Origin of the sequence: Moritella yayanosii, assembly GCF_900465055.1 — a bacterium.
In the GTDB taxonomy this organism is placed as follows: Bacteria; Pseudomonadota; Gammaproteobacteria; order Enterobacterales; family Moritellaceae; genus Moritella; species Moritella yayanosii.
In genome coordinates this window covers 3,746,962-3,761,007 of sequence record NZ_LS483250.1, presented here as the reverse complement: position 1 = coordinate 3,761,007, position 14,046 = coordinate 3,746,962, and the positions used below count along the sequence as shown (strand labels likewise).

The 14,046-nt window shown below is 41.4% G+C and carries 15 protein-coding genes; 3 read left to right on the top strand and 12 right to left on the bottom strand.

Annotated elements, in window-relative coordinates; translation table 11 throughout:
- Positions 1-301 precede the first annotated feature (301 nt).
- Positions 302-1,495, top strand: coding sequence for an LPS O-antigen chain length determinant protein WzzB (locus tag MORIYA_RS17455; RefSeq protein WP_112717223.1), 1,194 nt, complete (start codon positions 302-304; stop codon positions 1,493-1,495).
- A gap of 97 nt (positions 1,496-1,592) precedes the next feature.
- Here the strand turns inward: MORIYA_RS17455 and trmB are convergent, their stop codons facing one another.
- The 6 genes from trmB to hpt form a co-directional block, all read right to left on the bottom strand.
- Positions 1,593-2,294, bottom strand: a complete 702-nt coding sequence (gene trmB / locus MORIYA_RS17450) for a tRNA (guanine(46)-N(7))-methyltransferase TrmB (protein ID WP_112717221.1) — start codon at positions 2,292-2,294, stop codon at positions 1,593-1,595.
- Between the two features lie 120 nt (positions 2,295-2,414).
- On the bottom strand, positions 2,415-2,828 hold the full coding sequence (locus MORIYA_RS17445; protein WP_112717219.1) for a type II toxin-antitoxin system YafO family toxin: 414 nt from the start codon (positions 2,826-2,828) through the stop codon (positions 2,415-2,417).
- Positions 2,812-3,099 carry a type I toxin-antitoxin system antitoxin YafN gene (yafN, locus tag MORIYA_RS17440; RefSeq protein WP_197713400.1) on the bottom strand — a complete coding sequence of 96 codons (288 nt, stop codon included), beginning with the start codon at positions 3,097-3,099 and terminating at the stop codon, positions 2,812-2,814. The genes MORIYA_RS17445 and yafN overlap by 17 nt, the downstream gene beginning before the upstream one ends.
- Positions 3,100-3,171: 72 nt before the next feature.
- Positions 3,172-3,942, bottom strand: coding sequence for an ABC transporter permease (locus tag MORIYA_RS17435; RefSeq protein ID WP_112717217.1), 771 nt, complete (start codon positions 3,940-3,942; stop codon positions 3,172-3,174).
- Positions 3,939-4,865 carry an ABC transporter ATP-binding protein gene (locus MORIYA_RS17430; protein ID WP_112717215.1) on the bottom strand — a complete coding sequence of 309 codons (927 nt, stop codon included), beginning with the start codon at positions 4,863-4,865 and terminating at the stop codon, positions 3,939-3,941. Before MORIYA_RS17430 ends, MORIYA_RS17435 begins: the two co-directional genes overlap by 4 nt.
- Positions 4,866-5,131: 266 nt before the next feature.
- A complete protein-coding gene (hpt, locus tag MORIYA_RS17425; RefSeq protein ID WP_112717213.1) occupies positions 5,132-5,665 on the bottom strand; it encodes a hypoxanthine phosphoribosyltransferase in 534 nt (177 codons plus the stop codon).
- 357 nt (positions 5,666-6,022) lie between these two features.
- Here hpt and MORIYA_RS17420 point away from each other — a divergent pair, with 357 nt between their 5' ends.
- A complete protein-coding gene (locus MORIYA_RS17420) occupies positions 6,023-6,661 on the top strand; it encodes a TetR/AcrR family transcriptional regulator (RefSeq protein WP_112717211.1) in 639 nt (212 codons plus the stop codon).
- A gap of 3 nt (positions 6,662-6,664) precedes the next feature.
- On the opposite strand, the gene MORIYA_RS17415 is transcribed toward MORIYA_RS17420, so the two are convergent.
- The 5 genes from MORIYA_RS17415 to MORIYA_RS17395 all read right to left on the bottom strand — a co-directional run bounded on the left by MORIYA_RS17415 (position 6,665) and on the right by MORIYA_RS17395 (position 10,280).
- Complete coding sequence (locus MORIYA_RS17415) at positions 6,665-7,291, bottom strand: flavin prenyltransferase UbiX (RefSeq protein WP_112717209.1); 627 nt, start codon at positions 7,289-7,291, stop codon at positions 6,665-6,667.
- Between the two features lie 18 nt (positions 7,292-7,309).
- Positions 7,310-7,759: a helix-turn-helix domain-containing protein gene (locus MORIYA_RS17410; RefSeq protein WP_112717207.1), complete on the bottom strand. Its 450-nt coding sequence runs from the start codon at positions 7,757-7,759 to the stop codon at positions 7,310-7,312.
- A 5-nt stretch (positions 7,760-7,764) separates the two neighbouring features.
- Complete coding sequence (locus tag MORIYA_RS17405) at positions 7,765-8,139, bottom strand: type II toxin-antitoxin system HigB family toxin (protein WP_112717205.1); 375 nt, start codon at positions 8,137-8,139, stop codon at positions 7,765-7,767.
- A gap of 79 nt (positions 8,140-8,218) precedes the next feature.
- Positions 8,219-9,658 (bottom strand): UDP-N-acetylmuramate:L-alanyl-gamma-D-glutamyl-meso-diaminopimelate ligase, encoded by a 1,440-nt coding sequence (mpl, locus tag MORIYA_RS17400; protein WP_112717203.1) that lies wholly within the window; start codon positions 9,656-9,658, stop codon positions 8,219-8,221.
- 4 nt (positions 9,659-9,662) lie between these two features.
- Positions 9,663-10,280, bottom strand: coding sequence for a hypothetical protein (locus MORIYA_RS17395; RefSeq protein WP_232011744.1), 618 nt, complete (start codon positions 10,278-10,280; stop codon positions 9,663-9,665).
- A gap of 110 nt (positions 10,281-10,390) precedes the next feature.
- On the opposite strand from MORIYA_RS17395, the gene serB reads away from it, so the two are divergent.
- Positions 10,391-11,521 carry a phosphoserine phosphatase SerB gene (gene serB, locus MORIYA_RS17390; protein WP_112717201.1) on the top strand — a complete coding sequence of 377 codons (1,131 nt, stop codon included), beginning with the start codon at positions 10,391-10,393 and terminating at the stop codon, positions 11,519-11,521.
- A 73-nt stretch (positions 11,522-11,594) separates the two neighbouring features.
- On the opposite strand, the gene MORIYA_RS17385 is transcribed toward serB, so the two are convergent.
- On the bottom strand, positions 11,595-13,955 hold the full coding sequence (locus tag MORIYA_RS17385; protein ID WP_112717199.1) for a PilZ domain-containing protein: 2,361 nt from the start codon (positions 13,953-13,955) through the stop codon (positions 11,595-11,597).
- Between the last annotated feature and the right edge of the window lie 91 nt (positions 13,956-14,046).

Sequence of the window (14,046 nt, the reverse complement as noted above, 5' to 3'; positions counted from 1 at the left end):
ATCGATTTTACCCAGAGCGATTATCACATAGCTGATTATGTTCAGCAAATATACCCATGATGACTCCGACCAGTTTGAATAGAGAACTGTCAGTTAATATAAAAAACTGGAATATAAGTAATGTATATCCTTGAATAATCAATTCGCTATCACAACTAATCGGTTAATTTTTATATTTTTCAACGATTAAAAATAGGCATAGAATTGAGCCTATAATTACAGTAAAATACTCAGCTTATATTTTGTGTTATCGCGTAATCGAACTGATGACAACTCATTTAACCTTTACCTTGAGATCTAAATGAACAAGCAACCCCAACAAGCTATGTCCTATGATAATAACGATGAGATAGATCTTTTTGAGCTATTTTCCACACTGTGGCAACAAAAGCTTAAAATAATTTTAACTACAATTGTATTCATGCTTATCTCACTTACTTATGCATTAAACGCCACGGAAACATGGTCAGTGAGCGCAACGGTCGATACGCCGACCTCACAACAAGTGAAACAATACAATCTTAATCGCATATTTGTAAATGCAGGTATTAGCACGCTCAATAAAAATGCGGAACTAAATACGGCAGAACAGCAAGTAATTAATATCTCGACTAACAACAACAACAACAACAACAACAACAACAACAACAACAACAACAACAACGAATTACCTAATATTAAAGAATTGCATGAATTATTTGTTAGTGAAGCGCGCATGACCACTAACCAGGTCAAGTTTTTCAAAATGCAGCCTCTGTTTAAAGCTGTTGTTACTGAAGAACAACTCGATCAGGTAGAACAGAATAACTTTGCTTACGATTGGGTTAAAAACAACATAACCTTTACAGCTGAAAATAAAAAGAAAGTTAACTTTAATGACAAAATTGGTACCAGTATAAGTATCAGCGCTATTAAACCCCAAGATGCACTAGCACTTAATCAAGCTTATTTAGATTTCATTAATGAAATAATGATGGACCGTATTCGCGATCAGATAAGTTCAGACCTAACATTAGCGATACAACAACTGGTTAATTATGAACAAAGTTATGTAAACTATGAGAGAGTTGCACTTGAGCAACAAATCTATACGTTAGAGCAGAACATTAACATTGCCAAACAAGCTAATATTAAAAACTTTGTCACGCAAAATATTTCATTACAATCGGCACCTGAATATGCCAAAGGTTATGAAATATTAGCCGCTGAAAAGTTGATATTTACACTACAACTCGAAAACTACGATTCTCATTCGGCAGCAATGAGCAGTAATGCATTATTGATTAAGAAATGGCGTAACTTTAACGAAATAATGCAACTTGATGACTTTAACTTCTACCGCTTTACTGACGAACCTAAGTTACCTAAAACTCGTGATAAGCCAAAACGAGCGCTTATTCTAGTATTAGGCACATTGCTTGGTTTGATGTTAAGTGTTGCTTATGTATTAGTGATGAGTGCGGTTGGTAATCATAAAAAAACAAAACAAGCGTAATATGTTACGATTATAAATTCGAGATCTAAAAAGCCTAATGCAGATACATTAGGCTTTTTTATTCTTAATTCTTAATTCTTAATTCTTAATGCGAATTTTATAATTTAGCTAACAATTGCCAAGAAGTTTGACCACTTGCCCAGTATTTTCGTTCAAACGGTGTGGTTGCTTCCGCTGCCGTATAAGTCTGCAACTCACTAGCAACCTTCGCCAACTCCAGTGCACGTTGAAACTCTTGTAAATATAACGCCCAGTTACTACGCAGCTCTAATTCACCACCCAGTGCTAAAATAGACGGAAATACTGCAGCGCCATGCCAGCGGCGTTGTAAATGTTTGGCTTTTGGCCAAGGGTTTGGATATAAGATGTAGTGCTTGTGTAACTGCCAACCGGCATCCACCGCTAAACGCCATAAATCGTTTAAATCAACCTGGAATAAATGATAAACCTGACCATCGACCTGATGGGCATGACGGTGTTGGTCGTTACGATCTAACCGGTCTGCCGATTTATCCATACCAAACACTAAACAGTCGGGGTGCAGCTGCGCGATCTTGGCGGTACTTTCACCGACACCACAGCAAGAATCAAAGATGATTGGACGCGGGTCTACAGCGACAATCGCTTGCATCTGCTTAAACGCGTCCACGGTATGCTGGCGGTAGGGTTTACGGAATTTGTGCTTAAGATGTTTTAATACCACTTCATCCAAATGCTCGTTCAAGCCTGTTTGGTTGGTGGTGATCTCGCGGGAGTTGCCAGCGGCTTCGTCTGGTGTTGTTTGTTGCTGAGTGTTCATTGTTATTACCAATTTTAAATATTAGTGATGACCCCAGCTTCCCTTTCAAAAAAGCTAAGAGCCTCCCTTCTTATCTATTAATAAAAAGCAGGGGAGGGTTAGGGTGGGGTTTATATATTTTCAAAATTTACGTCTAAAGTTTTCTGCCATTATAGCTATTTTAAACATAACTTGATTATTTCTAGCCTGTTCATGAGCATTAGGAGATAAGACCGCGATTAATAAGTAACAATTTTCATCCACTCCACCTTGGCAATAGACTAGATGTGTATCACTGGTTTTATAAAATTGCAGCTTATTTACCTGCCATTTCATATCTTCATCAAGTAAATGGAGATGCCGTACATCTTCGTTCTTTAATGTCGGCATCGTATTGGGATGATCATAAGGAACATCACAGCCAAAGGTATCAGGTAACTGACCTGTTAATTTATAGAGCTTAAAATCACTGACAAGCGAACTAAGCTCAGATTCATTCAATGACTCAATTAAAGGTCTCGATTTAAAGATGCGAATATTATTCGATAAATTCATTTAAATCATCATCGCTAGCTGAAAGTAAATACTCTTCGTTTAATACTGCGAGTTCTTTCAACCTATCTTTAGATAAGCGGAACTTAGCTTGAATTAATTTACTATCAATCAGCTCCAGCATACTCTCAAACATGTCTTTACTTACCATATAACCAGCCGTTTTATTATTCGACAGTACTGCAACTGGCTCTTCGATGAAGTACTGACACGGGTTTTTTCTAACGTCAGTGACTGATACGGTTTTTTCAGCATAAATTGTTTGGATTGTCATAACCACACTCCCCTGTATAACATGTACTTAATTATGTACCAAATAAAACATTTGTAAAGGTATCGATGTGTTTTAACTTCTTAGCCCTACACCTTTACTGATCAAGCGGTATACCAATGCATAAAGTACAGCGATAAACCCGATGATGACAGCAAATGAATAGAATAATGGAATGTTGTCGATACCTAAGAAACCATTACGGAATGCACTGACCATATAAATGATGGGATTGGCGTGTGAAATGGTTTCCCATACCGGTGGTAACAGTGATGTTGAATAAAACACCCCGCCTAAATAGGTTAACGGCGTTAACACAAACGTGGGGATAATCGAAATATCATCAAAACTTTTGGCAAAAATAGCATTTAATAAACCCGCTAACGAAAATAAGATCGACGTAAGCAATAACGTCGTCACGATCACTACTATGCTATGAATTTGTAACGGTACAAAAAACAGCGATACACAAGTCACGATAAAACCAACCAGTAACCCCCGGATAACACCGCCACCGACATAACCGGCAATAATGATATAAGTCGGTACTGGCGATACTAATAACTCTTCAATATTGCCTTGAAATTTGGCGCTGTAAAACGACGAGGCCACATTCGAATACGAGTTAGTGATCACCGACATCATGATCAAGCCAGGCACGATAAAGGCCATGTAGCTAAAGCCTTCCATCTGCCCAACGCGAGAACCGATCAAGTTACCGAAAATGACAAAATATAACGACATGGTAATGGCAGGCGGTACTAACGTCTGCACCCAAATACGGGTAAAACGGGTGATCTCTTTATTCAGAATACTGTTAAACGCAATTAAATAATTTTGTTTCATTTTACTAACCCTCGTCCCTGCTCCACTATATCCATAAACAGCGCTTCTAAACGATTCTCTTTATTACGAATACCTTGTACCTGAATGTTCATCGTCGCTAATTGCGCAAATAACGAATTCAAACCACGACTCTTCGCCACATCCACTTCTAAGGTATGATCATCCAATAATCGACAGCTGTAACCCGCTAACTCAGGTTTAACTAATTGGCTGTTGATATCGAGCAGGTAGGTCTCACTATTGAGCTTAGATAATAGCGTTTTCATCGAGGTATTCTCAATCAACAGACCTTTATCAATAATACCGATATTACGGCACAGCATTTCTGCTTCTTCTAAATAATGGGTGGTCAGAATAATAGTAATACCCTGCTCATTTTTACGTTTCAAGAATTCCCACATGGTACGACGTAACTCAATATCAACACCTGCTGTCGGTTCATCTAGAATAAGCAGTTGCGGATTATGTACCAACGCCCGCGCGATCATTAATCGGCGTTTCATGCCACCCGATAAATTACGCGCCGTTTCATGGCGTTTATCCCATAACTCCAGTTGTTTCAATAATACTTCACAGCGAATTAAGGCTTCTTTACGTGGTACACCGTAATAACCCGCTTGATTGACGATAATATTCTCAACCTTTTCAAACGGATTAAAATTAAACTCTTGTGGTACTAAACCAATATGGCTCTTGGCCGCTTCCAGGTCAGTATCAATATCATACCCGAAGATCTTTACTTGCCCGGCGGTTTTATTGACCAGTGAGCTCATCACCCCGATAGTCGTCGACTTACCCGCACCGTTAGGCCCTAATAACGCATAAAAATCGCCTTTAGCTACAGTCAGATCTATACATTTAACGGCTTCAACACCGCCTTTATAGACTTTACGTAAACCTTTTATTTCAAGTGCTAACGTCATGTGATGAATAAATCCAGTAAAGAATGGGAGATGAATTATACTGGAATGGGGTAGGAATGCGAGGCTGAAGTAGAGACTCTGGCTTAAACTGGCCATGAAAGACTGATGTCTAGTATAAGGGAGGTAATAGAAAGCGTCGTTTAAAGTAAGATCAGCGGTTGCTGGCAGGGATGCCAGCCCCAGCCTACATGGCGGTATTTACGGCGCGCTGAACGTCTTTAAACGACTCGACCAACAAGTACCAGCGCTGGTCTTAGCATTAGAGTTTAACCTTCTAACGGTACCACTTTACCTACGTAAGGTAAGTTACGGTATTTTTGCCCGTAATCGATACCATAACCCACCACGAATTCATCTGGGATCTCAAAACCAATCCAATCCACTTTTACAGCAACTTCACGCCGCGACGGTTTGTCTAATAATGTGGTAATCGTAATAGATTTAGGATCGCGCAGTTCCAGCATGGTTTTAATCTTGCTTAACGTGAAACCCGTATCAATAATGTCTTCCACGATAAGTACATCTTTACCTTTAATGTCGCTATCTAAGTCTTTTAAGATACGCACATCGCGGTTACTTTCCATTGAGTTACCATAGCTTGACACTGTCATGAAATCTAATTCCACCGGTAAGTTAATATGACGACACAGGTCCGACATATAAATAACCGAACCACGTAACAAGCAAACGATGATTAGCGTCTCTGTATCTTTATAATGCGTTTCAATTTGCTTTGCTAACTCTTTTACTTTTGCTTGAATATCAGCTTCAGTGATCATCACTTCAACAGTGTGTTTCATGTTATTTTCTCCAAACGGTCCTAGTGCCACCAGCAAACAACAAAGTGCAAGCGCCTAGCTATCTATAAAATATTGGTCATAAACATTATGCCACTGCCGCGTAGTTTAACAGCCCAACTGCCATAACCGAAATAATTTAGCTGAAAACGACCCTATTTATCTCAATCAGTAATAAAATTAACCAGACTATTTTTACTGTAGTTGAAGGTATCTGTGATTAATTTTACATTAGGGTTGAACTCGGTATAAGCCTAATGATAACCTTAACAATAATCTAACAAGTCCCTCTATTTTAAGCACTATTATTATCGGTATCACAATATCGCTTAATTAACACTAACTCTTGGATGCAATCATATGGAAATGCCTGCAGTAATCCGACGGCGCACCCGTCTCTCTCCCGAAGCACGTCGTGAACAATTAATGCAGTGTGCCATCGAAGTATTTTCTAAGCGTGGCCTCGGCCGGGCAGGTCATGCTGAAATAGCACAATTAGCGCAAGTCTCCGTCGCCACGGTATTTAACTACTTCAGCAACAGAGAACAACTGGTTGATCATGTATTAATACAAATTGAAGACTTCTTCGGCCACATGGTGCGCAAGCACTTTATTGATATTCCCGGGCAACAAAACCACAGCGCCCATCAAGCCATTCATGACTATTTAGCCGACTTTGTTGATGCTGCGATCGACAATCCACAATTTACCTATATCTGGCTGGAGTGGAGTTCGTCTATTCGTGAGGATACCTGGCCACGTTATTTAGCCTTACTCGATAGCAACATTGCGATTATCAGTAACAAGATCGCCCCTGCGATCGCGTCCGGTGACATCAATACTTATTTAACTACCACCGAGTTTGCCCGCAGTCTATGCAATCAAGGTTACATGATCTTGCAGCTAGTCAATCAGCCACAAGCGATGGACAGAGAAAGCATTATTGCGTTTGTAGAGAAGTACGTGACGTCGGCGTTGGCGAAACAAACCCCACCCTAGCCCTTAACGCCCCCAGCCGGCATAAATCGATTGTTCTACATCTAAGTGATCGAGAATACGCGCCACCATCAAATCAATTAAATCATCCAGGGTTTTAGGCTTACGGTAGAAACCCGGTGCCGCGGGCATGATCGTGACCCCTAAGCGCGATAACTTCAGCATGTTTTCTAAGTGGATCGAGGACAGGGGAGTTTCGCGTGGGATCAAGACTAACTGCCCACGCTCTTTTAGTACCACATCTGCAGCACGTTGTAATAAGTTGGTCGACATACCCTGCGCGACGGCCGCGACCGTGCCCATACTGCATGGGCAGATCACCATCTGTTTTGGCGCACCAGAACCCGAAGCCACTGGCGAGAACCAATCTTTACTGCTAGGAACGAATAACTGCCCTGCTTTCACTTGGTATTTAGCGGTTAAAAACAATTGCAGTGCTTTATTGTCTGCAGGCCACTGTTCATCGGTCTCCGTCGCCATGACGATCTTGGCGGCATCCGACATCAACAAATGTACTTGTACATCTGCCGCAAGTAATAACTCTAATAAACGTATCGCATATTGCGAGCCAGACGCGCCACTGATACCTAAGGTAATACGTTTACTAAAAACAAGATCTGCAGGTGTTGTCATTAAAGTGCCTTTATTACATCAATCGATAAAATTTTCGATAGGTAAATTAAAAAATTCAGAGAATGCTTTTGCTTGTTTTAAATTCACTTCTCTCTTGTGATTTAGAATATCACTAATAACACTTTGCGGCGCAATATGGCTAAGATCACTTTGTTTCAAAAATTTGATATCCATTAAACCTTTGAGTCTTTCCGCGGGTGAAATTGTCGGTAATTCTAAATTATTCGCTTCATATTCTTCTATTCTATCGGCAATGGCATTAGCAAAAATAAGTGTCATATCATTTTCATCTTTTGCCATATCCATCATTCTATCCATGATTTCAGCTCGCTCTAAAACCTCATTATCATTTTCAATGGGTGATGAGGTAAATTTCATCAGCGTCATCACACTCGTCGGATAATTGGTAACGATAGAGCCTAAGGCTGTGAACATATTGGTAAGATTGGCATATTCATTCGTATTCATAAACATCACCTTTTTTTCATTTTTCCTTGATGAATGTTGTTATTACACCATTTATCGTATTCTGCATGAGAGAGGATCGCCCGAATATATATCGTGCCTTTACTTATTTTCGATAATATCCGACAGTCTGAACCATGGATATCGAAGATATATAAATCATAAATTGAGCCATAACTATTATCTTCATTCTTAAGTCGTGCGCCAGCAACCCTATCTGTATTCCAACCAGAAGCTTGTTTCCATTTATTTCTAATGTCCTGATAAGAAGCTAAACTGAGCCCTTTTTGATTAAACGTTGCTATCCATAAGTCTAATCCAATTCTCCATTGTGGATATTGCAGCATGGCTTGTTTAATTCGAGTGATCGTTATTACCCGCACAATTTTCCTTATTCATCAATAGAATTGTCCTTGCGTTAAGTATATAGCAATCTGCTATATATCGCAAATTGCTATACGTCTATTTCAATTGCGCTAATAATTTATCATGAATACCGGCAAAACTACCATTACTCATAATTAATACATGGCAAGGACCATCCTGCGCCTGCGCGCGTTTAATGATCTCGCTAATCAATGCATCAATGTGCGAATGGATAACCGCTTTATGACTATTATCCACATCTGATTCATTGCTAACACACAGCTCATCAGCCACCGGCTGTAGCGCCCAATCTAACCCTTCCGGTTGATATAGCAATACATCGTCCGCCAGTGTTAACGATGGTGCTAACGCTTGCTGATGCGTGCCCATACGCATGGTATTCGAACGTGGCTCTAATACCGCAATAATACGTTGATTACCGACCGCAGCGCGTAATCCCGCTAATGTGGTCGCGATCGCGGTGGGGTGGTGAGCAAAGTCATCATAAACGCGGATACCCTGTACTTCACCTTTGACTTCCATGCGTCGCTTCGGGGTTTTGAACTCTCCTAGCCCGGTAATTGCTTGGCTTAATTCAACGCCCGCATAATGTGCCGCCGCGATCGCCATCATGCCATTTTGTAAATTATGCTCGCCAATCAAATTCCACTTAACCACACCCGCTAATTCACCTTTACAGTAAACTTCAAATTGACTGGCATCAGCACGTAATTTCTGCGCTTGCCAATGGCGACCATCAGACCCTCGTTTTTTATCCCCTAAAGACAGCTCTTTATTCTCTAAAGACAAACGCTGCACCGGTGTCCAGCAACCTTGGGCTATGACTTCATCCAATGCCGGTACATTATCAGGCATTAAGATCAGGCCATTACTCGGCACTGTTCTGACTACGTGATGGAATTGCCGTTGGATCGCCGCTAAGTCGGGAAAGATATCCGCGTGATCATATTCAAGATTATTCATGATCAGGATATTGGGTTGGTAATGCACAAACTTAGACCGCTTATCAAAAAAGGCGGTATCGTATTCATCGGCTTCGATAACAAAGAAATACCCACCGCCCAAACGCGCCGATTCAGTAAAGTTTTGTGGTACCCCGCCAATTAAAAAACCCGGCTCTAACCCCGCATATTCTAAGATCCACGCCACCATCGCCGCCGTGGTGGTTTTACCATGAGTACCAGAAACGGCGATCACATAGCGATGTTGTAACAAATGTGTCGATAACCATTGTGGTCCCGAGGTATACGCTAACTTGCGATTTAACAGGTATTCGACACACGGATTACCGCGTGACATGGCATTACCGACAATCACCATATCTGGCGCCGGATCAAGCTGGCTGGGATCATAACCTTCAATCAGTGCGATACCTTGCGCTGCTAATTGGGTGCTCATGGGCGGATACACATTGGCATCGGACCCGGTGACTGTATAGCCAAGCTGTTTAGCCAATACCGCTATGCCACCCATGAACGTGCCACAAATACCCAGAATATGTATATGTTTAGACATCAGATCACCTTTTTGAACGAAATTTATGATGCACGCGGTTGATCGTCACACCGATAATGACACCAAACAGCAAGAGCAACATAAACAAGATTAAAATAGATATCGTGGCATCAAACTGGAAAATAGTGAAGGTTTTAAGCATTTGTTGATACCCAAAATACAGCTGTAAAAAACCCACAGGTTTGTTGCCCGCTAATATCGGCTTTAAATATACCCGTACGCCCGCTGGCACGACATACTGCTTGTTGGCGATTAACGCGGCGACATAATCGTGTTGCGAAGAACTTAATAATTTACCATTTTCAGCAAAAATATGCAGGCTAGTCACATATTGATTCTCGCTTACCTCGTCCACCAGCTGTTGCAGCTGTTGTTTGCTGTTAATACGGATAATACGATCAGTCGAGCTGCGCGCTACAATCAGATTAGCCGCCATTTTAGTCGGATAATCCAATAATGAATGCACCAACATATCGACTTGTTGATAACGAGAAGCCGTGACATTGTTATATAACGAGATGGCAATAAAAATGAAAAATGTGCTCAGACTTAATGCGATCAGTAATGAGGTTTGCCCTTTTAGAAATTTATTCCACCGATCAGGCTTGTCCTTATTGTTCATGTTAACCACAACGAACTCCTTTCTGAATAGGGTGATTACGAATCGCAATTTTAAGTCGAATGCGTTATCTTTGCTAGTAGTAACCTATCGATTACAAGGATTAGTAGCAAATGACTCAACTCGCTGAGACTTTATTTAGTAATACCCCGCCAATAGCCTGGCCACAATTGTTAACTTTGCACTGTTCTCAAAAAAATACCGAAATCAAACAAGTCACTTACTGTCAGGGGCAATTTAATATTTCGGCGCAAGAACGGCAAGTCATGAACAAGAATAATAGTCATTATCTCACCTTAATCGGCCCGACGATAGCCAGTGATGCCTTACTCAATTTATTGTCCGCATTAAGTCAGCGACAAGTATCCGCGCACAACAGCGGTGATATCATCATTTATCCACCCGCGACTTATCCACTATCCACGGAGCTATTAGAAAACAGTACCGCCACGCAGGGCGATATCGTGGTGTTAGGTTTTGCTAAACTCTCAAATAAACAGTGCCAGCAATTTAACCATACATTAACGAGCTGGAGCAACGATTACCACATTGATTATGCACTTAGTCAAACATTACCGAGTTTAAAGCAACCTGGGGTGGTATTAATGGATATGGATTCGACCACCATTCAGATTGAATGTATTGATGAGATCGCCAAACTAGCCGGGGTCGGCGAGCAAGTTGCAGCAGTGACCGCCAAGGCCATGAATGGCGAATTAGATTTTTCAGCAAGCTTACGCTCACGGGTTGCCACACTGACTAACTGCCCTGAAGCGGTTTTAGCCCAAGTTGCCGATGCGATGCCTCTGATGCCGGGCCTAGAGTTATTAATTGCCACCTTACACCAAGCCAACTGGAAAGTGGCCATTGCGTCGGGTGGTTTTACTTACTTTGCCGACCGTTTGCAAGCCGATCTCGGTTTTGATGCCGTTTATGCCAATGAACTAGAAATAGTCGATGGCGTCTTAACCGGTAAGATCATTGGCAATATTGTCGATGCACAGGTAAAAGCCGATACGCTGCAAGCCTTAGCACAACAATATCAGATAGCGCCACAACAAACCGTGGCCATTGGCGATGGTGCCAATGATTTAATCATGCTTAAAAGTGCGGCATTAGGGGTCGCTATTCATGCCAAACCGATTGTTCAGCAACAAGCACAAGTGGCATTGAATCATCACGATTTAGAAGGTTTAGTCGGATTATTACAGGCGGCCAGCTGTGTAGAAGCCAGTTGGTCTTAGTACTATTCATACATTGGGTATGCCCACGTAAATGCGCGTTAAATTAAGCTCTGTACAACGTGGGCACTGTTTGCTAACGCATGCGCCGCAGACCCAGTCGATACAATAATTCCGCTGACACGTCGATCAAGTCAACCACACCCCGTACGCTCCACAGTTCATCTTCCAGTTTTTTCGCTCGGTGTACGGCATAATGACTGACATAGTTAAGTTCTTTTTCAATGTATTCCATATCCGGCCGGCCAGTACGTGACAACATCAATTGAATAGCAAAGAACGCGCCTTTTTGTAAGCTATGGCTAACAAATTGGCGGCGTTCATGGTCATCACTCAAGTCGTTTTCAAATCGCGTGTTAACCTTACCGTCACTGGCCGCAACGGTGATATAAAGTACCTGCTGCCAAGGCCGATAAGTAGACTCTAAACCCGCTAATGCCTCATCAAAAACCGCCTTAATACAGCTGTCAGCAAACAACGGATAAAGGTTATAGGGCGCTTCGGGTTGACCAAATAATTCAAATAAAGGTAATAAGCTATTTTTATTCCGACTAATGCCGATCCGGTCTACCTGATAACTGTTGTTTACCTTATGGATATACAGCGGCACGGTCGCCAAATTATGGCAATACATATTCCGTAATACCGCCGTGACACCCGGTGATTGACTCCGTTCCGGCATACTTTTTAACTTATCTTTATTACTGCTAATTAACAAATTAAAAAACTGACAACCAATATGATTGTCTTTATCACCGGCGATCTGTAGGTGCAACACGGTATTGGCTTTATTACAACCAACCACACTGTAGGGTAAATCAACCAGGACCACTTTGTTGGATAGCTTTTGCAGCATAGGTAATTCAAGGTAAATACGCTGGCCGATCAGAACATCCAGGGGCTCCTCTAACTCGATCTGTAAGCCTTCGGTAGAAAAATCATTGCTCCAGCCTTTCATACTACGCTCAGCATTACTGGCTATAATGGCGGTTTTATAACTGAATCTTGCTTCTTTGCGTAATTGTACAAATTTGAACTGGGATAATACTGCGCTTTGATTGGCGACGGGTAGGCGATATTGATGCAGTTGATTAAAGTCACTGCCCTGCTGCGTATAAGCCTTATAGTCACTCAAAATGTTTTCATTGGTAATATCTTGCAGTAACCCGACCCAACGAATATTTTGTAATGCCGCGAGCGTTCTCGTGCCGAGTGGCTGCTGCTGACTTTCTGCGTCGAGCAAATGTTTGTTTTCATCAAATACAGACGGGGTTAACGATAGCTTGAATACTCGAAAATTAGGCCGCTGACAAGCAAACGATAAAAACAAGGCTTTTAAACCGGATGTGGCCAGACTAAGCGCATCTGCCGCATAAAAACACAGGCGGCCATTTTGGCTATAATAAAAGCTGTAGATGGTCGTTTCAATACGTTGCTGCGCTTGTAGCAAGGCTTGCATCCAAGGGGTTTGCCAGCATGCTTCTAACTGACTCTTAGACTCTTCATTGACCCAATAATCATACACACCACGGTTATTTTCATTCAATAATAAATAACTCAACACGGGCTTATCATCATCTGTTACATATAGCGGCAAACCAGACATACGCGGTAAAAAGAATTGTTCATAACCTTTAACAACCACATTCTCTTCCTGATAACGCACGTTAACTTTATATTTACTTTTATTTTGGGTGATCAATTTACTAATAAAAATATCTAATTCGTTGTTATCATCAATCCGCATTAAACGTAAATAATCACATTTAGCTTCTTCATCTATCCCCATCAGCTTGTAAGTAAAAAAGTCTCGTAGCAAGTGATTGGCATATTCTTGGCGTAAACTAACAAAATTCACACTGACGAGACTGCCAACGGCAATGTTATGATCTTTGTCAATTTTAACTTTAATGCCACTGGTTGATATATCCGACGTCATGGCATCGACAAGGCGATCGCCAAACCGCAGTTTTATCCCCGAGCTATAATGCATGCGTTCTTCGTTACGGGTAAAATAAGACGCATACTGGACGGGTTCAACAGTAAACTGGGCGGCCGGATCCATCACCGCAACAACTCGTTCTGCGGCGGGTTTGCGGCGTTCACTTTGGTGGTAAGCTAATATGTGTTCGTAGATGCCTAAGGTATAATGCCCCTGGTACTGACCTAACAGGGTTTCTAATAATTTAATTTCGGGCGGGTTAATGTAATGTAAAATACCGTCGCATTCGTAAGCCTTCACATCACTATTAGCACGTTGGCGAAAATCAAGGATGCGGCGAGTGGGCGCAGCAAGACGCTTGACCTCCATCTTGATCAAAAAACGGGTACTCTTAGTTTCAGCTTCCGTTAGCTGTTCCAACCAACGATTAAAATCAGGTTCATAATACAAGGTTGTTAATTTTTTAATTACCTCGGCGTAATTAGATAATTCCATGTGCTTGATCACTACTCAAATTTGAAAATGAATACAATTACGGTTAGCGATAGTACGCAAAAATGCATAGACAAACCGTCAATAAATAGAT